Source organism: Flavobacterium gyeonganense, assembly GCF_029625295.1.
Taxonomy (GTDB): domain Bacteria; phylum Bacteroidota; class Bacteroidia; order Flavobacteriales; family Flavobacteriaceae; genus Flavobacterium; species Flavobacterium gyeonganense.
In genome coordinates, this window is the sequence record NZ_CP121112.1 from 4,813,206 (window position 1) to 4,832,401 (window position 19,196).

15 protein-coding genes are annotated in these 19,196 nt (G+C 34.0%); 7 read left to right on the plus strand and 8 right to left on the minus strand.

The genetic code is table 11. The features are described from left to right. Positions 1 to 59 precede the first annotated feature (59 nt). The 4 genes from P5P89_RS20475 to P5P89_RS20490 all read right to left on the minus strand — a co-directional run bounded on the left by P5P89_RS20475 (position 60) and on the right by P5P89_RS20490 (position 6,488). Positions 60 to 554, minus strand: a complete 495-nt coding sequence (locus P5P89_RS20475; RefSeq protein WP_278009993.1) for a hypothetical protein — start codon at positions 552 to 554, stop codon at positions 60 to 62. A 180-nt stretch (positions 555 to 734) separates the two neighbouring features. After that, the gene (locus P5P89_RS20480; RefSeq protein ID WP_278009994.1) at positions 735 to 2,138 is read right to left on the minus strand and encodes an efflux transporter outer membrane subunit; all 1,404 of its coding nucleotides are present in this window, start codon (positions 2,136 to 2,138) and stop codon (positions 735 to 737) included. 15 nt (positions 2,139 to 2,153) lie between these two features. Then, positions 2,154 to 5,321 carry an efflux RND transporter permease subunit gene (locus tag P5P89_RS20485; protein WP_278009995.1) on the minus strand — a complete coding sequence of 1,056 codons (3,168 nt, stop codon included), beginning with the start codon at positions 5,319 to 5,321 and terminating at the stop codon, positions 2,154 to 2,156. Between the two features lie 6 nt (positions 5,322 to 5,327). Further along, positions 5,328 to 6,488 (minus strand): efflux RND transporter periplasmic adaptor subunit, encoded by a 1,161-nt coding sequence (locus P5P89_RS20490; protein ID WP_278009996.1) that lies wholly within the window; start codon positions 6,486 to 6,488, stop codon positions 5,328 to 5,330. Positions 6,489 to 6,753: 265 nt separating this feature from the next. Here P5P89_RS20490 and P5P89_RS20495 point away from each other — a divergent pair, with 265 nt between their 5' ends. The 5 genes from P5P89_RS20495 to P5P89_RS20515 all read left to right on the plus strand — a co-directional run bounded on the left by P5P89_RS20495 (position 6,754) and on the right by P5P89_RS20515 (position 10,905). Beyond that, positions 6,754 to 7,803, plus strand: a complete 1,050-nt coding sequence (locus P5P89_RS20495) for a sensor histidine kinase (protein ID WP_278009997.1) — start codon at positions 6,754 to 6,756, stop codon at positions 7,801 to 7,803. Further along, positions 7,800 to 8,531: a LytR/AlgR family response regulator transcription factor gene (locus tag P5P89_RS20500; RefSeq protein ID WP_278009998.1), complete on the plus strand. Its 732-nt coding sequence runs from the start codon at positions 7,800 to 7,802 to the stop codon at positions 8,529 to 8,531. Before P5P89_RS20495 ends, P5P89_RS20500 begins: the two co-directional genes overlap by 4 nt. Positions 8,532 to 8,540: 9 nt before the next feature. Beyond that, the gene (locus P5P89_RS20505; protein ID WP_278009999.1) at positions 8,541 to 8,834 is read left to right on the plus strand and encodes a DUF3861 domain-containing protein; all 294 of its coding nucleotides are present in this window, start codon (positions 8,541 to 8,543) and stop codon (positions 8,832 to 8,834) included. Positions 8,835 to 9,062: 228 nt separating this feature from the next. After that, positions 9,063 to 10,433 (plus strand): GH1 family beta-glucosidase, encoded by a 1,371-nt coding sequence (locus tag P5P89_RS20510; protein WP_278010000.1) that lies wholly within the window; start codon positions 9,063 to 9,065, stop codon positions 10,431 to 10,433. A 73-nt stretch (positions 10,434 to 10,506) separates the two neighbouring features. After that, positions 10,507 to 10,905, plus strand: a complete 399-nt coding sequence (locus P5P89_RS20515) for an MFS transporter (protein ID WP_223678468.1) — start codon at positions 10,507 to 10,509, stop codon at positions 10,903 to 10,905. Between the two features lie 73 nt (positions 10,906 to 10,978). Here P5P89_RS20515 and P5P89_RS20520 read toward each other — a convergent pair whose 3' ends face one another. From P5P89_RS20520 to P5P89_RS20530, 3 genes are all read right to left on the minus strand, one after another. Then, positions 10,979 to 11,707, minus strand: coding sequence for a helix-turn-helix domain-containing protein (locus P5P89_RS20520; protein ID WP_278010001.1), 729 nt, complete (start codon positions 11,705 to 11,707; stop codon positions 10,979 to 10,981). A gap of 891 nt (positions 11,708 to 12,598) precedes the next feature. Next, positions 12,599 to 13,003, minus strand: a complete 405-nt coding sequence (locus P5P89_RS20525) for a cupin domain-containing protein (protein WP_278010002.1) — start codon at positions 13,001 to 13,003, stop codon at positions 12,599 to 12,601. Positions 13,004 to 13,230: 227 nt separating this feature from the next. Beyond that, positions 13,231 to 14,103 carry a helix-turn-helix domain-containing protein gene (locus P5P89_RS20530; RefSeq protein WP_278010003.1) on the minus strand — a complete coding sequence of 291 codons (873 nt, stop codon included), beginning with the start codon at positions 14,101 to 14,103 and terminating at the stop codon, positions 13,231 to 13,233. Positions 14,104 to 14,238: 135 nt separating this feature from the next. On the opposite strand from P5P89_RS20530, the gene P5P89_RS20535 reads away from it, so the two are divergent. Together P5P89_RS20535 and P5P89_RS20540 are read left to right on the plus strand one after the other, a co-directional pair. Further along, positions 14,239 to 14,826 carry a Crp/Fnr family transcriptional regulator gene (locus tag P5P89_RS20535; RefSeq protein ID WP_269236268.1) on the plus strand — a complete coding sequence of 196 codons (588 nt, stop codon included), beginning with the start codon at positions 14,239 to 14,241 and terminating at the stop codon, positions 14,824 to 14,826. Positions 14,827 to 14,926: 100 nt separating this feature from the next. After that, a complete protein-coding gene (locus tag P5P89_RS20540; protein ID WP_278010004.1) occupies positions 14,927 to 15,907 on the plus strand; it encodes an SMP-30/gluconolactonase/LRE family protein in 981 nt (326 codons plus the stop codon). 58 nt (positions 15,908 to 15,965) lie between these two features. Here the strand turns inward: P5P89_RS20540 and galA are convergent, their stop codons facing one another. Then, entirely contained in the window at positions 15,966 to 18,788 is a 2,823-nt protein-coding gene (galA, locus tag P5P89_RS20545) for a beta-galactosidase GalA (protein WP_278010005.1), read from the minus strand. Between the last annotated feature and the right edge of the window lie 408 nt (positions 18,789 to 19,196).

Sequence of the window (19,196 nt, forward strand, 5' to 3'; positions counted from 1 at the left end):
ACTTCGCTGTAAATTAAAAACGCCTCCAATTTGGAGGCGTTTCTGTTTAACAAATCAAATTAATGTTTACCATTACCATGAGAATGGTTGTGATCATTTTTAGGATTTCCTTTTCCTTTATCTTTCCCGTTGTTATGATCATGAGGATTATATCTTCCTTCAGACTTATAAATTTTATCTGGTTTTGGACCTCTGTTTTTTTGAGGTTTTCCAACATATCCTTTTGGATAAGCTGCTCTGTGTTTAGAATGATAACTGTAAGGTTTACTTCCTCTGTAATCTCTTAAAACCACTTTGTAGCCTGAATAAAAATCGTAATTTCTGTATCGGGCAGGTACTCTTTTTTCTCTAACCCAAACTCCATTATTAAAATAAATATACTGGCTTTGAGTTACATCATAATAAATATCAATATCAGGCAAATAATAATATCTGCTGTCATCATATCCTACTGGCCCCCAGTTTGGTGGTGTGCCAATATTTACATTAACTGAAACCTGTGAATGTGCCAAGACACTCATAAAAAGTGCTAGGGCGAATACTATCTTTTTCATCTTTTTTTGTTTTTAATTATTAACTTCATTTATAGTCTAATCTAAATTAATGCCAATATTTTAATTTATCAACTTCCTATATACGAAAGCACTAAAAAAGACGACGTACAGCACTTTACAACCGATATAAAGACAAAAAAACGCCTCAGAACCGAGACGTTTAATTTTATATTTAACTGTTTATTTCCATCCTCCACCCAAAGCCCTGTATAATTCAACTATTGCCTGAAGTCTTTGTAAATTATCATTTACGCCGCTTAATTGTGCTGACAGAAGATTTTGTTCAGAAGTTAATACATCAGTATAGTTGGTTGCAGAACTGTATTCTAAGAGTTGACGGGTGTAATCGACTGCTTTCTCTAAATTTTCGATTTGTCTCGCTCTTGATTCGAGTTTATCTGTAGCCATTTGGTAGGCATACAAAGAATTAGATACTTCCTGACCTGCTACCAATAAGCTTTGTTGGAAATTATTATAAGCTTGAAATTGTTTTGATTGTGCAGTTGTCAGTCTGGCTTTGTTTTGCCCCTGATTGAAAAGTGGCTGTGTCAATCCTCCGATAATGGAATAAAATATTGAACGGTCAAAGAAGTCCTTTAACTGTAAACTAGAAAGTCCGCCACTGGCTGTCAGCGTAAGGCTTGGATAGAAATAGGTACGTGCCAGGTTGGTACTTTCAAAAGCAGCTCTGAAATTGAATTCGGCCTGACGCACATCCGGACGGTTTTGAAGCAATTGTGATGATAAACCTGTTTTAATATTCTCAGGCATTGGCTGATCATCTAAAATCCCTCTTTCAATTGGTCCGGGAGCTTGTGCAATTAAAATATTCAAAGCATTTTCGGTTTCTCGTATTCTTTGTTTTAAATCCGGTATTGAAACTTCGGCAGCGTAACGGTTTGCCTCACTTTGTACTACAGCTGCACCCGTTACGATTGCTCCTTCTTTTAATAGTTTTATTGTTTCGACATTTTCAATACGGCTTTCCAGCGTTTTCTGTGTAATAGCCAGTTGTTTATCATAAGCCATCAATAGAAAATAATTGTTGGCAATATCCGAAATCAATTGTGTCTGAACGGCTTGTTTTGCTGCATCAGTCGCCAGATAAGAGGCTAAAGCTGCTCTTTTTGAGCTGCTTAATTTCCCCCAGATATCTGCTTCCCAGGAAGTGCTTAAACCTAATTTATAGGTTGTAGTTAATGTATTAATATTTATTCCGGGTGGAAAGTTAAGTCCCGCTTCTGATTGTTTGTTGCGGGTAACACTGGCATCAAGATTTAAATTGGGATAATACGCCAATTTGCTTTGACGCAAAGTAGCACGGGCCTGAACAATATTTTCGATAGCATTTTTCAGGTTGAGATTCTGGTCGATTCCTTTCTGAATTAAAGCAGAAAGTTTTGGATCTTTAAAAACACTTTGCCACGGCATATCTGCCATTGTCGTCGAATCTGTCGAAGTTTTATCACGAAAGAGCTTTTCTGTCGAAACAGTTGCCGGACGTTCGTATTTTTTAACTGCACACGCACTCAAAAGTACCGTCGCAGCCAATAAAAAAATATATTTATTTGAACTATGAGTCATTTCTTCTTAATTAAATTATTCTTTGTGCGCTTCCAGTAAATGAATTTCGTCTTCATCGTCTTCATCATCATAACCATCTTTTGCCGGTCCGCTGATTTTTTCCTGTAAAGTCTGGAAGATGATAAACAAAACCGGAATAACAAATACTCCTAAAATAGTTCCGATTAACATTCCGCCAACAGCTCCGGTACCAATTGATTTATTCCCGACTGCACCTGCACCTGAAGCAAACATCAACGGAACAAGTCCGAGGATAAATGCAAATGAAGTCATCAAAATTGGACGCAAACGTGCTACAGCACCTTCAATTGCCGCCTGAACAATCGGTAATCCTTTTCTCCTTCTGTCTAAAGCAAATTCGACAATCAAAATACCGTTCTTTGCTAAAAGTCCGATTAGCATGATTAAGGAAATCTGCAGGTAAATGTTACTGTTCAGTTTGAATATAATCGAAAACAAATACGCTCCTGCCAGTCCAAAAGGAATAGAGAATAAAACTGCAAATGGAAGAATATAACTTTCGTACTGTGCACTCAATAAAAAGTAAACAAAAACAAGACATAAAATAAAGATAAAAATGGTTTCACTTCCTGAAGCTAATTCCTCACGCGTTAATCCTGAAAATTCGTAACCATAACCTGCCGGAAGATTCTCTGCAGCTACTTCCTGAATAGCCTTAATTGCATCTCCGGAACTAAATCCTGGATTTGGTGCACCTGTAATCGAAATTGACGTGAACAAATTAAATCTAGAAATAGATTCTGGTCCGAAAACTCTGGTCATTTTTACAAATTCGGTAATTGGCGCCATGTTGCCTGAACTGTTTCGGACAAAAATTTTATTTAATCCTTGAGTATTCGTCCTAAACTCCGGCGAAGCCTGTATCATGACACGGTATTGTTTTCCAAACTTATTAAAATTCGAAGCATACAATCCACCATAATAGCCTTGCATCGTAGACAAAATTGAATTTACAGAAACTCCCGCATCTTTGGCTTTTGCAAGATTAATATCCATCATATACTGAGGAAAACCCGGATTAAAAGGGGTTGTTGCATATTGGATTTCTGGACGTTTTGACAATTTTTCTAAAAAATCGGTATTTACTTTAAAGAATTCGGCTGTGGTATGACCTCCTTTGTCCTGCAACTGAAACTCGAATCCGCCACTTTGTCCAAATCCCTGAATGGTTGGGGGTGAAATAAAGAAAATATTGGCTTCACGAATCCCGCTTGTTTTGGCAAAGAGCTGTCCTATTACATCATTAACACTTAAATCACGTTTGTCCCATGTTTCCAGTTTTACAATGACCATACTGTAGGCACTACCCGCTCCAGCTGTAAAGTTTTGCCCAACAATACGAAGCGTATTTTTGACCCCCGGAATTGTATTGGCAATACTGTCAACTTGTTTGGCAATTTTATCAGAACGCTCCATAGATGCTGATGGCGGTAAACTGATATTCGCAAAAACTGTCCCCTGATCTTCTGCAGGAACGAAAGCTGACGGAGTTGTTTTCATCATATAAAATAACCCTGCACCGGCTATAAGAATAGAGGCCAGAACAATCCATTTTTTTACAGAAAGAAACTGAACTGAACGTTTGTATCTGCCAGTTACATTATCAAACGCGACATTAAAAGCAGTGTAAAATCTTTGTAAATAACTTTTATGCTTATGATCATCTGCATGAGGCTTTAATAATAATGCACATAAAGCAGGACTTAAAGTCAAAGCATTTACTGCAGAAAGAATAATGGCAACTGCTAATGTAATACCAAATTGTTTATAAAAAACTCCGGTAGAACCTGTGATAAATGTAACTGGAATAAATACAGCAGCCATTACAAGTGTAATCGAAATAATGGCTCCTGAAATTTCATCCATTGCATCAATCGTAGCTTTTTTAGCCGATTTATAACCATGGTCGAGTTTAGCATGCACGGCCTCGACAACTACAATCGCATCATCGACCACAATACCAATAGCCAGCACCATCGCAAAAAGTGTTAATAAATTAATCGTAAATCCAAAAAGACTCAGGAAGAAAAACGTTCCCACAATCGCCACCGGAACCGCAATTGCTGGAATTAGCGTAGATCTAAAATCCTGAAGGAAAATAAATACTACGATAAAAACCAGAATAAAAGCTTCAATCAAGGTGTGGATTACTTTTTCGATAGAAGCATCCAGATTTTCATTGACGTCCACCAAAAGTGTATATTTTACTCCTTTCGGGAAGCTTTTTGCGGCTTCTTCAATCAGTTTTTTGGAATTATTGATTACGTCACGGGCGTTTGATCCCGGAGTCTGGCTGATTGCCATCGCTGCAGATTCTACTCCGTTTGTTTTAATCGTTGAAGCATAACTTAAAGATCCTAATTCAACTTTGGCAACATCTTTCAATCGAAGCATTTGCCCATTCCCAACAGATTTGATCACAATATCTTCAAACTCTTTTGGACTGGTCAGACGACCTTTATATTTGATTACATACTGAAAAGCCTGATCACCATTTTCACCAAATTTACCCGGTGCGGCTTCAATATTCTGTTCTGCCAAAGCTGCCGAAATATCACTTGGAATCAGTTTGTATTGCTGCATGATATCCGGTTTCAGCCAGATTCTCATCGAGTAATCTTTGGCACCAAAAACCGTTACATCCCCCACTCCAACTACACGCTGGATTTGCGGAACAAGATTAATCTTTGCATAATTTTGAAGAAAGGTCTGATCATATGTTTTATCGTCACTATACAACGAAAAAATCAACAAATTACTACTTTGACTTTTCGTAACTGTTACACCTGCCTGAGTTACCTCTACGGGTAATAAACTTGTTGCTCTTGAAACCCTGTTCTGAACGTTTACCGCTGCTAAATCAGGATTTGTTCCTACTTTGAAATATATTTTGATAGAAGCATTTCCGTCATTGGTTGCTGTAGAGGTCATATAGGTCATGTTTTCTACACCGTTGATTTGTTCTTCTAACGGAATAACAATACTTTTCAAAACCACATCAGCATTAGCTCCTGTATAACTTGCCGATACGTTTACTGTAGGAGGGGCAATATCCGGATATTGAGAAATAGGCAGCTCCACAAGACCTAAAATCCCCAAAATGACAATAATAACCGATATTACGGTCGAAAGTACCGGTCTTTGTATAAATATTTTAAACATCTTCTTTTATTTTAAGTCGGCATAAACCGTTTCTGCACTCACATTATTCGCTTTAATCTCAGTTCCTTCTTTAAGTGAGGCAACTCCTTCTAACACAATCTGATCGCCAGGTTTTAAACCGCTTGTTATTACATAATAATTACCGGCTGTATTTTCAAGTTTGGTAATATTCACGTTTTTCGTTTTTCTGTCTTTTCCCACAGTAACAGCAAAAATCTTATCCTGAAGTTCGAATGTAGCACTCTGAGGAACAATTATTCCTTCTTTAACAACATTTGGAATTCGCACTGTCGTACTGCTTCCGCTTCTGATAATCCCTTTTGGATTTGGAAAACGTGCTCTTATATTTACTGTACCTGTTTCGGTATTAATTAATCCGTTTACGGTTTCAATTCTTCCTTTTTCGTCATAAGTAGTGCCATCAGAAAGCACTAAAGAAACTTCAGGCATTTTTTTGATTTTTTGTGCTAATGGAGCTCCTGAATCCTCTTGGGTAAAGTTCAAAAGAATTTTTTCATTCAAAGCAAAATAAGCATATACATTCCCTATGCTTGAAACCGTTGTCATTGGCTCGGCTGTTGCTGAACTTACGAGGCTTCCTAAACGAAAAGGTATTGAACCTACAACACCACTCACCGGACTTGTAACGGTTGTATATCCTAAATTAACTTTGGCATTAACCAAAGCTGCATTTGCCTGAGCTAAACTGGCCATTGCAGACTCATAGTTATATTGTGCAGATTCAAGTTCATATTTACTGATAATTCCTTTTTCAACTAAAGGCTTTACCTTATTTACGGCCAATTTTGCTGTACTTACTTCTGCCTGGGCACTTTTTACACTTGCAGAAGCCGTACGGACCTGCTGTTCATATTCCGGTGCACTAATTTTAAATAAAGCCTGGCCTGCTTTGACAACAGCACCTTCATCTACAAATATTTTATCAATGTAACCTTCAACTCTTGGTCGGATTTCAATATTTTGTTGTCCCTGAATACTGGCCGGGAAATCTGTATATAATGTTGCTGACTCTGGCTGCAAAGTCAGGGTTTTATATTCTTTAACTTGCGGCGCTCCTCCTCCCTGAGCTGACTTATCATCTTTTTTACCGCATGATGCGATAACTACTGATGCTATGAGAATGCTTAAAAATGATTGCTTGTTCATTGTAATAAATGTGAAATTATCGATTATAGACTGGTAAAATTAAATAAAATAAAAGGTACGAAAATTTTTCAATAGACGAAGACCTGTGTACAATCGATAGAGATAAGCTCACACCCGATGGATTTTTTCAAAGAGTTAAACAAGTGTTTAAATTTTTCTCATCGACTCTAAACTGCTTTTTAAGGATTGTAACACTCTGTTGAGCGATTCCTTAAAAATAGTATGTATATTAAATGTAATATTGCTATAATAAATCATAATTTTAATGGCACCAAATTTTTTCAGACCCTATTTATTTGCAGGATTGCACATCCTCGGCTGGTTACTTTTGGGATTTATTATGCTATTTTACATTCCGCTTACATGGAAAGTTATTCTTCCCCCCGAATTTTGGCTCTGGCAGATTATTATCCTGATTCTGTTGATTTTTTTATTTTATTCTAATGCGAAAGTTATAGTTCCGAAAACCATTATCAAAAATAATACATCTCCCTATTTGGCCTGGGCCTTCCTCACAATTTTCGTTATGCAGCTTATCGCTTATTTGTATTCTTCTCAAACAGATGTACATACAAAAGTGAGCCGGGTTTTAGGTTTCACAAAATACAGAAATCCTTATTTTGATAACTACGTTTTTATGCTTACCCTGCTTGTATTGGGAATTAGTACCAGTTGGGCAATGCTGCAATACTGGCAAAAAGCGGCTCAGCATAAACAAAAGTTGGAACAGGATAAAACTATGGCAGAACTTGCAATGCTGAAGGCACAAATAAATCCGCATTTTTTCTTTAATTCCTTAAACAGTATTTATTCACTCACTTATTCAAATATTGAAGATTCAAGAAATGCATTGCACACCTTGAGCCGAATGATGCGCTATTTGCTTTACAGCACGGAAGGTGAAAGAACTACATTGCTTAAAGAAGTGGAATTTCTTAAGGATTTTATAGCATTAATGAAACTCCGTGCCAACAAAAAATTAAATATTATTACAGAAATACCAGAAAAACTCAACGACTACCCCATCGTACCAATGTTATTATTACCTTTAGTAGAAAATGCTTTTAAACATGGGATACATGCAACTGAAAAAAGCGAAATTATCATAACATTAAAACAAAATGATACCAATCTGACATTTGAAGTATTTAATACTTTTTTCGAAAAAACATTTAATACTGAACCTGGTGGAATTGGTTTAGCGAATACAAAACGAAGACTACAACTTATTTATCCACATAAACACGCTATAAATTGCGGTGTCAATAAAGACGGGAAATATGAAGTTGAACTACAGATAACTTTAGAACAATGACAGTACTAAATTGCATAGCGGTAGATGATGAACCATTGGCCTTAAAACTGGTCGAAACTTTTATTGAGCAAACCCCTTTTTTACAATTAAGCTGCAGCTGTGACAATGCTGTTGAAGCTCTAAGTTTAATTCGAGAAAAGCAACCGGATATTATTTTTTTGGATATAAACATGCCTAACCTAACCGGAATGGAACTGGCAAGACTTTTACAGGAACAGTCACCACCGATTCCGAAAATAATTTTCACAACTGCCTATAATCATTATGCAATTGAAGGCTATAAAGTAAATGCAGTCGATTATCTTTTAAAACCTTTTAGTTACGAAGAGTTTTTGCGTGCTTCCAACAAAGTCCTGCAAATAACTGAGGAATCTTCAAATCACTACCAGCACATTGCAACTGACGATGATTTTTTCTTTTTAAAAGTTGAATATCAATGGGTAAGGATTTCTTTAAAAGATGTGTTGTATATTGAAAGTTTAAAAGACTATGTAAAGGTTCATCTTCTTGATTCTGATAAAACCGTACTATCTCTTATCTCTTTAAAAGCTTTGGAAGAAAAACTGCCCTCTGCAAAGTTTATGAGGATCCATCGTTCGTTTATTGTTCCACTTGACAAAATAAACAGCATAAGTAAAAACTCCATTTTTATTGGAAAAACTGAAATTACTGTTGGTGAACAATACAAAGAAGCGTTTAAAACCATTGTAGACAGATGGTTAAAATAAAAAATAATAATGGAAAAAAGATCAAATAAATATTATCTCACATTAAGCTTAAAAGAATATGCGAATGGCAAAACAGCGCCCGCAAAAGAACTTGGAATTGAATTTGAAAACCACGACGAAATTTTTAGCATTATTGAAAAAATGAATGCTAAAAATTTATTTGAAAGCGAGTCTGAAGCAACACAATTTGCATTGGGTTTAAAATTATTTGGGGAAATAAAACTAAAACACAGAAATAATCCTCTTTTTGATGAAATGAATGAAGTATTTCCTGTTTTCATGAAAAAACTAAAAAGCTTATAAGAAATAAAATTAGCAGCTAAAATAACTTTACACATCTTAAGCTAATTAACTATTTGATAACATTTAAGTTATGATCTATTTATATTTGTTTTTTTATTTTGAATAAAACAAATAGTATGAAATTCTTTAGCTTAAAATTTTTGGTTTCCATTAAAGAATGGCTTTTTCTAAGAGCTATGCATTCATCATTTATTCATTAATTTTCAAAATAAAAGAAAATACATTTGAATGAATAAATTAGAGAAGTCATTTTTAAATAAAGACCAATTTGGTCAGGATTTTTTGTGGGGTGTTTCTACTGCCGCTTTTCAAATAGAAGGTGCTCATGATAAAGATGGAAAAGGCCCATCAATCTGGGATGTTTTTACCAGCCAAAAAGGTAAAATCAAAAATGGGCATCATGCCATTAATGCGTGTGATTTTTATAATTGTTATAAAGATGATATTCATTTAATCAGAGAATTAAATATCCCTAACTTCAGATTTTCTATTAGTTGGTCGCGAATCATGCCTACTGGTCTTCATCCGGTAAATCAATCAGGAATTGATTATTACAATAAAGTAATTGATTTTTTACTTGAATGCGGAATTGAACCCTGGGTAACCCTGTATCACTGGGATTTACCACATGCACTTGAAGTAAAAGGCGGATGGACTAACAGAGAATGTGCATTATGGTTTTCTGATTATACCGAAGTATGTGCGAAGCATTTTGGAGACAGGGTAAAAAACTGGATGGTCATCAATGAACCTTCTGTTTTTACAGGTGCAGGGTATTTCCTTGGTATCCATGCTCCGGGAAAAAAAGGTATAACCAATTATTTGAAAGCTATACATCACGTAACATTAGCAACCGTTGCCGGTGCAAAAAAACTCAGGCAATATATTTCTGATGCTAATATTGGTACTACGTTTTCATGTACTCATATTGAACCATTTTCAGATAAATCTGCAGATATTCAGGCTGCAAAGCGAGTTGATACATTATTAAACAGAACTTTCATAGAGCCAATTTTAGGACTTGGATATCCACAGGATGATCTTCCGGTTCTTAAAAAAATTAATAATTATATTCAGGGTGATGATCTCAATCATTTAGCTTTTGACTTTGATTTTATTGGTCTTCAATGTTATACACGTGAAATTGTAAAATCTTCATTATTGACACCATACATTGGAGCCGAATTAGTAAGCGCTGAGAAAAGAAATGTAATATCGACCGAAATGGGCTGGGAAATTTACCCTGCAGCACTCTATCATATCCTGCAAAAATTTAATTTATATGATGGAATAAAAAAAATTATAATTACAGAAAATGGAGCCGCATTCCCTGATACAGTTGTAAATGGAAAAGTATATGATATTAAACGAACACATTATATACAAGATCATTTAGAGCAATTACTTAAAGCAAAGAAGGAAGGCTGTAAAGTTGACGGATATTTTGTGTGGAGTCTTACTGATAATTTTGAATGGGCTGAAGGTTATAATGCAAGGTTTGGATTAATCTACGTTGATTTTGAAACTCAAAAGAGAACTATTAAACAATCTGGAATTTGGTTTCGTGATTTTTTAGAAAATGATACAGAAATTATATAACCAAGCCAGTAAATTATATAATACAGTAAATCCTATTCATTCTTAAATTTATTTTTACTTAAACTAAGAATGAATGGATACATCATCACAAATCTTCTGGCTTTTGATATTGGCTATTCCTATTGCATGTGTTAGTTGGACAGTTACTCACGAAGAAGTATTTCGCGAACCCAGAGAGTGGTGTGTGAATCGTTCTCAAAGCGATAAAAAACTTTTTAAAAGAAAGTTTTTCTATCTCTTCACCTGCGAGTATTGTTTTAGCCACTACATTACATTATTTTTTATAGCTCTTTGCAACTTCAGGCTTTTATTACCAGACTGGAGGGGCTATATTATTGCGGGATTCTCACTTGTCTTTGTAGCGAATCTATATATGAGTTTTTTTGCACTGCTGAGACAAACCATTAAAAAAGAAAAGGTTGAAATTAAAAAAATAGAAACTGATACAAATGAATCTAAGGATCAGGCATAACTAGCAGAAAACAACATTTTTTTATTAATCAATAATATCTTCGTTTTTATTTTTAAGTTAAAATCTACTTTTTTTAATTATTTTGAATAACAAAATCTGCTTTATCTTCCTTTTTTTGTTTAATTATTTTAAAATATTCAGATGGCGATTTTCCAGTGTGCTTTATAAAAGCCCTGAAACAAGTAGTTCTTGACTTAAAACCTGACCCCCAAGCCATCCCTTCCAGAGATAGATCTTTCCATTCGGGATCATTAATTTTTTCATTAAAATATTCAATCCTTTTAAGATTTATAAAATCCTGAAAATGAACATGAAATTCTGAATTAATCAAACTAGAAAGATGATGTACCGAGATGCCTGTTTCGTCCGACAAATCACGAATTACAAAATCTTTTTTTAAAAAAAGCTTTTTTCCTGACAACACATTGTTGAGTTTTATCAGATATTCTTCTTTTTTTTCGTGAGCCATTTCTTTTACCAACGGCAGATTATCTTTATTTTCGACAGTTTTTATAAGTTGACAATTATCATTCATTACATTATTTTTTTCAAATGACATGTCTGAATCATAAAACATTTGTGGTTTAAAATAAAGACAGCCTACAGTAAAAATAAGAACAGAAGACATTAAGATACAAGATGAAAAATCTGTCATTCCGATATTATTAACTAAAAAGTAATGTACAAAAAGCGTTGAAAATAAAAATAATATCACCAAATTGTAGATTCTTATCCATCCTAAATTAGTTTTTAAAAACTGATTCCCTTCATTTTTTTTTAAATCATAATTTAAGATCATCATAGTTTGGCAAAAAGCATACAACAACCAAATTGTCAAGCTAATTATTGAAAAAGGACTTTCTATTTTACTATATAGAAAACTGATTATTTCCAAATTAAAATAATTTCTAAGCCATATAAAAATGGTTAAACTGAAATAAAGCAAAAATGGCATAAAATGTAACCAGTCATATTTTTTAAATAAGATATCTGTAAATAAAATACTTCTTATATATAGAAAAGCAGAAGGTGCTACCAGAAAAATAAAAGACTTTGTAATAGTAAATAAACTTGGTAAATTTTTAAAAGAAAGTACTGATAAATAAAAATTATATATACTTGCAACAGTCAGACTTAACAAAAATAATCCCAAAAAAAGCTTTTAGAATATTTTTTTTTTGAAAAAAGAATTAATAGCGAAGTTGCAAAACCAAAGATAATAGCTACGAAAAAGAATAGTGAAAGTAGTATATCTATCATAATAACTAATTTATTTTTAACATTTCTTGCTTTCTATAAGACAAATTAAAATAATCAATCCAAGATGAATAAAATAGTTCCAATAACCAATATACCCATAAAACACTACAAAACAACAACTTAACACTATATCAAAGATAATATTTTTGTTTTAATAACAAAATAAATATTAAAATTCTTACTTATTTTTATAATAATATTGCTATTTCTTGTTTTACATCAAACTAAGAAGACTCAAATTATTTCATTACATTTAAAAATATTTAATTGAATAATTTAGAAAAGAAAAAAGCTGCATTCACAAAATAATGAATGCAGCTTTTAATGATTTTCATCTCCTTCCCTTAACTTTTCAGAAGATATACATTAATATTTCATTGTTTATATTTTAAGTTTCAGTCTTATGCAAACTTAGTGATATCTCTTATAAAAGTTAGTGACTCAAAAGATAATATTCTCCATCAGTTACTTTTTCTAACCAGATTCCGTGTCCTTTGTCGATTTCTGTTATAATAGCAACGTAAGAGAATTTTTCAAATGGAGTGGCTCCGTACCAATGTTCCACTCCAGGCAGAATTGTAACTACTTCATCTTTAACAAGCATGCGAACTGCATTTCCTCTTTCCTGATAATATCCAATACCTTCTTTTGCAATAAGCATGTGTAGACTTGCATTACTATGCCAGTTACTTCTTGCACAAGGTTCAAAAGTAACTTCTTTAATAACAGTATTTTCAGGATGAATATCACTGATTTGCTTCTTATAGGAAACGTCGCCCGTCATATATGCACTAGGGACTTTTCCTTCTTCGATAACGGCTGAATAATTTGTTGACATAAAAATTTAGTTATTTTCGGGATTAACTTTATTTGAAACTACATTAGACCAACGGTATCAGAATCAGAAACTAAATTTAAGAAAGCCAGAAATTGCTTTATGAAGTATTGTTTTAGATCTGTTATAACTGATATGTGATTGCTACTTTAATTTCAAAACAAAATTAGATTAAATATGCTTTTTAAAAATAACAATATTCAAACAAAAAATTATGAATTTGAAACAATTTACACTCTTAAAGATTTTGGAATCTTGCCTGTTAGCCTTTTAAAATAATTATTAAAATAGCTTGGGTATTCAAATCCAAGTGAATAGCCAATATCTGCAATACTCCAGTCTGTATGCTGCAGTAAAGCTTTTGCTTCTCCGATAACTCTTTCTGTAATATGGGCTGTTGTCGATTTTCCGGTAATTTCTTTTACAGAACGATTTAGGTGATTTACATGTATTGAAAGGCTTTGAGCATAATCCTGGGGTGTTTTTAAGGCAAGCGGCTGATCTTTTGTTTCAACCGGAAACTGTCTTTCTAAGAGTTCTAAAAACAATGATGTTATTCTCGAAGAAGCATTTTTATATTTGAAAAAATTCTCCGAAGGCTGCATTTTCATTGATTCATGCAATATGAGATTGATATAATTGCGAATCAAATCATCTTTAAATACATAATCAGTTTCCTGTTCTTCAATCATTTTTACAAAAAGCGAATCTATAAATACTTTTTGCTTTGCAGATAATGAAAAGATTGGGCTACCTCCTATTTTAAACAAAGGAGACTCATGAAGACTTTCAGAACGGTCTTTTGCCTTTAAAAAATCTTCTGTAAAAACGCAGGCGTATCCATGATAATCAGGAGAAAAAATTTCCCATGAATAGGGAATAACAGGATTACCAAAAAACAAAATAGTTCCGTCTGTTTCTATTCCCCTGTCTGCATAATGAATAATGCTTTTACTGGTATTAATGCAGATTTTGTAATAGTCGCGTCGATTGTAGCTCGGAATTTTACTTACATCCCCATTTATTTTATATACTTTAAAACCTTTGAGTTTTAAATCATTTATACTCAATTCTGCTGCCTGAGATTCTATTTCATCTTTCATTTTTCAAAGTTATGAAAATCAAATAAAAATTTCACAAAAGTCAATTTCAAAAATCAATATCAATTTCAATTTTGTTTTTGCTAAATTGGAATTTGTTTTTTATTGGAATTAAAAATTACACTTTATCTTTGTTTTATGAAGGATTTACTGCCTGTTATAGATTATATCTCAAGATATGTTGATTTGACTGATGATGAAAAAAATCATCTGAGTTCTTTTATGAAGATTAACAAAGTCAAAAAGAGACAATTTATTGTACAGCCCGGTTTTGTTTGCAGACATAAGAGTTATGTTGTTAAGGGGGCATTCAGAGGTTACCTGGTTGATAACGATGGAAAAGAACATACACTTTCATTTGCAATCGAAGACTGGTGGATTTCTGATTACAGCAGTTTAATTTATCAGGAACCAGCCACATTATTTGTAGAAGCTCTTGAAGATTCAGTTCTAATTCAGATCGAATACCAAGACGAACAGCAATTTTTAAAGGAAATTCCAAAACTTGAAAAATTCGAACGCATTATTACGCAGCGATCGTTAGCTTTTCATCAAAAAAGACTTTTATCTAATTTAACTAAAACTGCTGAAGAACGTTATGATGAATTTATGAGTAAATATGCTGCGATTGCTAAGCGTGTTCCTCAATATGCATTGGCATCTTATCTTGGTTTCAGTACCGAATACTTAAGCAAAATACGCAACGGCAAAACCTCAAAAGGTTAAACTGGTTCAACCTTATTTCCTAAACCAGTTCATTTTTATTTTTCTTATTCTGTCCCAGTTTTGCATAGTCAATACCGACAAATAATTTAAATTAATAAAAATGAAAACTACCATTTTGATTACAGCTTTTTCGCTTCTTTTTATGGCTTGCGACAGCGAAAAAAAATCAGGAGAAGCTTCTGTTTCCTTAAAAAGTAAATACACCATTACAGATCCAGGGCTGTATCCTGAAGGAATTGATTACGATTCCAAAAACCAAAGATTTTTATTTAGCTCCCTGCAAAAAGGAGCTGTTTATGCAATGAATCTCAAAGGTGAACTATCTGTTTTTGCTACAAGCAGTAAACTGGTTTTGCCCACAGGAGTTTACACTGATGAAATTCGTAACCGATTAATAGTATCCAATGCCGATTTAGGAATTTCACAAAAAAGTACGGAAGGAAGTGCCGGATCAGTTGCTACAGTTAGTATTTTTAATCTTACTTCGGGTGAATTAATCAAAGAAGTTGATTTGAAAAATTTTACTCCGAATACGGGTTCCTGCCCAAATGATATTGCGGTTGATAATAATGGAAACATTTACATTACCGATTCATTTTCTCCAATTATCTATAAGCTTGACATTAATTATAATGCCTCTGTATTTAGTAAAAATACTTTATTTCAGCCAAAACCAAATGAATTCGGTTTAAATGGAATTGTTTTTCATCCCGACGGCTATTTACTGGCAGTTAAAACGGATACTTCTAAATTGCTTAAAATAGCACTTTCAGATCCTGAAAAAATTACAGAAGTAACAGGAACAGCATTTAGCGCTCCCGACGGAATAGAACTAGACAAAAACAATAATTTAGTTATTGTCGAAAATGGTTTAGGCTTAGGTAAAACTCACACGTTTAAAAGTACAGACAATTGGTCCAGTGCAGCCAAGATAAATGAAACAAATATCGGAAAAGATGAATTTCCAACAACTGCTGCTTTGGCTACAGACGGTAATGTGTATGTTATTAGCTCTAAATTAGGCAAATTTTTGTCAGGTGACAAAAGTCAGTCAACTTATGCTATCCAAAGGATAAATTAAGTTTATTGTTTCAGGTTTCAAAGTTTGCGTATAATAACGTGAAATTTGAAACCTGAAATTATTTTTTCAAAACTAAAGTTCCTGTATTTAAACCATTGGCTGTAGCCGATAAAACTACTTCAGCATTATTTTCGTCTTTTTGGATTATAATCTGAGCGTATCCGTTAAAAAGCTTTCTTTTCCATGCTTCTGCCGGAGTAATTACCTGAATAACTCCAGGATCGGTATTCATTACATCCCATTCTTTTACTTTCTGCAAAGGCGGTGCAATAATCTGAATGGTATTTGTGCCTTGTTTTAAAACATTAGCATTCAAAATATACTTCTGAACATCTTCTGTATTTGGAACAATTTTATTTCCGTTTACAAAGACAACTGCATCAGTACCTATTTTTTTGTAAAAGAAATTAACTGAATTTGTGCCTGAATTGTTGTTTAATTCAAATTTACCACGATACACGTACGCCGGAGCCTGATTTTTATAATCTCGATCTTTAAAAGCTTCTTTCCAGTTGTTATCATCAGAAGGAATTTGGTTTGTAGTATTTGTTGAGGCTAACTTCTTTTCTTCAAAATTAGTAATGGAGACAAGCTCCACAGCATCAATGAATTGGTCTTTTTCTAAAGAAGTCGGATTGCCGTTTCCAACGCCTAAAATTTTTCCCCCTTTTACAGAAAATGTAATTTCATGATTGGAAGTCGGTACATACAATCCTTTTTTATCTGTAGTTTCAACAGTTACGACTACGATATTTGCATTAGGGTGATTCTCTTTATCAACAGTAAGTTTTATATTTTGAGCGAGCTCTGTAGTTTTTTGAACTTCAGAAAGTACTTTTTTGCCATTTTTATAACCAATTGCTTCAAGAGTCCCTGGAGCATATTTTACTTTCCATTCTAAATGGCTATTTTGCTCCATTTTCTTTTTACCAAGGCTCTTTTTGTTCAGAAAAAGTTCAACTTCCTCACAATTCGAATGTATCCAGACATCTATTTCTTTACCTTCCATTCCACTCCAGTTCCAGTGTGGCATAATGTGCAAAACAGGTTCTTTTCCCCACCATGATTTGAGATAAAACACATTGTCTTTCGGGAAACCGCAAACATCCATCATTCCAAAATAAGAGGTAACAGATGGCCAGCCATAAGGTGTAGGTTCTCCACGATAATCAAAACCGGTCCAGATAAACATTCCGGCTAAATAAGGTCTTTCAGCATAAAATTTCCAGCCTTCTTCGATACTGTAAAATGTTAGGCGTGGTTTTTTGTCGTAAGCGCTTTTATAGTGTTTTGTTTCATCATCAAAATAAATACCGCGGGTTGCAAACGTAGAACCTTCTTCCGTGCCCATTCCGGGCTGTTGTCTGAATTGATTTCGGTGTGTATCAATATCTCCGTTCCCCATATAATTATAGCCCATAATTTCGACTACAGAAGAAATTCCGCTTTTAAAACCACTGCTTATCCCCACTGTTACTGGTCTTGTCGGATCAATACTTTTTGTAAAACCCTGCATAATATTGGTAATACGTTCGCCCACGATTCCGCCTTCAATATTCCACTCTTCATTTCCAACTGACCAGCAAAAAATACTTGGATGATTGCGGTCGCGCTCTATCATTAGTTTTAAATTATTTAGGTGATAATTGTTAATTCCCATGAGACGGGTTTCGTCAATAACGAGCATTCCGAGTTTATCACAGGCGTCAAGCAGTTCAGGAGTTGGCGGATGATGCGAGCAGCGGTAAGCATTTGCCCCCATTTCTTTCAGTTTTTTGATTCGGTAATATTGTAGTTCATCTGGCAAAGCTGTTCCAATTCCGGCATGATCCTGATGATTGTTTGTACCTTTTAGTTTTACCGGTTTTCCGTTAAGGAAAAAACCTTTCTCAGCATCAAACTTAATTGTACGGATTCCGAAAGAAGTTTCATAACGGTCAATTAATTTTCCTTCCTGCTTAATTTCAGTTATTAAACGATATAAATTCGGGTTTTCAATATCCCATAATAATGGATTATTGACTTGTAATTTCGAACTGTAATTGGACGTTTTATAAAAATCCGGAGCAATAACATTTTGGGAAATGTTTGCAATTTGTTTTCCGGATGCATCTAAAACACTTTGGAGAATTTCAATTTGACCTTTATAATTCCCTTTATTTTCAACAAAAACTTCAGTGGTAACTTCAGCATTGTTTTCTTTTATTTCGGAGGTTACATAAGTTCCATTTGCAATTACATGAATCGGGTTTGTCTTTTTTAGGTACACATGACGGTAAATTCCGGCTCCTTCATAAAACCAGCCTTCTTCCATCGAAGCATCTGCTCGTACCACAATTGTGTTTTCGCCACCATAATTCACATAAGCGGTAACATCATATTCAAATCCATTATAGCCGCTTTCTTCGGTTCCCAAGTAATATCCGTTAAAAAATACTTTCGAATTTCTAAAAACTCCATCAAATTTTAAAGAGATTATTCGGCCTTTATCGCTTTCAGGGATATTGATTTTTTTTCGGTACCAACCGATGCTTTTTTCAGGAAAACCTTTTCCGGCAGTTTTAAATCCGTGGCTGAAACTGCCTTTTTCACTAAACGACTGCTCAACCGCCCAATCGTGTGGAAGATCTAATTTTCGCCACGCACGGTCGTCAAAATTTTGAGCAGCCGGTCCGTCTCCATATCCGGTTTTGGTTAAATAGGAAAAATATCCTGTTGCGTGATTAAAATCTTTCTGGGTATCATATAAATGTCCAAATGAAAAACGCCAGTCTTTATCAATTAAAATTAAATCTCGTTCAGCCTGCTTTTGCGCTGAAGTATACAGTGATGTTAAAAAAATAATACTGAGAAAAAATCGATTAATAGCAATAGATTTCATAAATAATTCCGGTTAATTTGATAGTTGTGTAAAGTTTATAAATATACCCTTTTTGGACAACCGGAATTAATAGTATTTTATCAAAGTTTAGTGAATTTAATGATTAAAACGACACCATTTCTTTTTTTGCAATAATTTTTCAAGAGGCTAATTCCCGCTATCCGTTGCAAACGAAGTTCACTGAAAACCCGATTAAAATAAAAGTTAAGTAAAGTAATTTTTTATAGCGAACCCCTCCACAAAAGGATTTTCACTTCTATCGGGGCCAGGACAATTGTTTCCATAAGAACATTTATGGATACAGTTTGTCATTTCGACGTAAGGAGAAATCCCACGCGGGATTCGACAAAGCTTTGTGAGTTTCTGTATGGAATTTCTAGTGCGATTTCTCCCTCCGGTCGAAATGAC

Excerpts from the sequence above, each read along its gene's own strand:
- P5P89_RS20475 (WP_278009993.1), bottom strand. The coding sequence starts at position 554 with ATGAAAAAGATAGTATTCGCCCTAGCACTTTTTATGAGTGTCTTGGCA.
- P5P89_RS20480 (WP_278009994.1), bottom strand. The coding sequence starts at position 2,138 with ATGACTCATAGTTCAAATAAATATATTTTTTTATTGGCTGCGACGGTA.
- P5P89_RS20485 (WP_278009995.1), bottom strand. The coding sequence starts at position 5,321 with ATGTTTAAAATATTTATACAAAGACCGGTACTTTCGACCGTAATATCG.
- P5P89_RS20490 (WP_278009996.1), bottom strand. The coding sequence starts at position 6,488 with ATGAACAAGCAATCATTTTTAAGCATTCTCATAGCATCAGTAGTTATC.
- P5P89_RS20495 (WP_278009997.1), top strand. The coding sequence starts at position 6,754 with ATGGCACCAAATTTTTTCAGACCCTATTTATTTGCAGGATTGCACATC.
- P5P89_RS20500 (WP_278009998.1), top strand. The coding sequence starts at position 7,800 with ATGACAGTACTAAATTGCATAGCGGTAGATGATGAACCATTGGCCTTA.
- P5P89_RS20505 (WP_278009999.1), top strand. The coding sequence starts at position 8,541 with ATGGAAAAAAGATCAAATAAATATTATCTCACATTAAGCTTAAAAGAA.
- P5P89_RS20510 (WP_278010000.1), top strand. The coding sequence starts at position 9,063 with ATGAATAAATTAGAGAAGTCATTTTTAAATAAAGACCAATTTGGTCAG.
- P5P89_RS20515 (WP_223678468.1), top strand. The coding sequence starts at position 10,507 with ATGGATACATCATCACAAATCTTCTGGCTTTTGATATTGGCTATTCCT.
- P5P89_RS20520 (WP_278010001.1), bottom strand. The coding sequence starts at position 11,707 with ATGATGATCTTAAATTATGATTTAAAAAAAAATGAAGGGAATCAGTTT.
- P5P89_RS20525 (WP_278010002.1), bottom strand. The coding sequence starts at position 13,003 with ATGTCAACAAATTATTCAGCCGTTATCGAAGAAGGAAAAGTCCCTAGT.
- P5P89_RS20530 (WP_278010003.1), bottom strand. The coding sequence starts at position 14,103 with ATGAAAGATGAAATAGAATCTCAGGCAGCAGAATTGAGTATAAATGAT.
- P5P89_RS20535 (WP_269236268.1), top strand. The coding sequence starts at position 14,239 with ATGAAGGATTTACTGCCTGTTATAGATTATATCTCAAGATATGTTGAT.
- P5P89_RS20540 (WP_278010004.1), top strand. The coding sequence starts at position 14,927 with ATGAAAACTACCATTTTGATTACAGCTTTTTCGCTTCTTTTTATGGCT.
- galA (WP_278010005.1), bottom strand. The coding sequence starts at position 18,788 with ATGAAATCTATTGCTATTAATCGATTTTTTCTCAGTATTATTTTTTTA.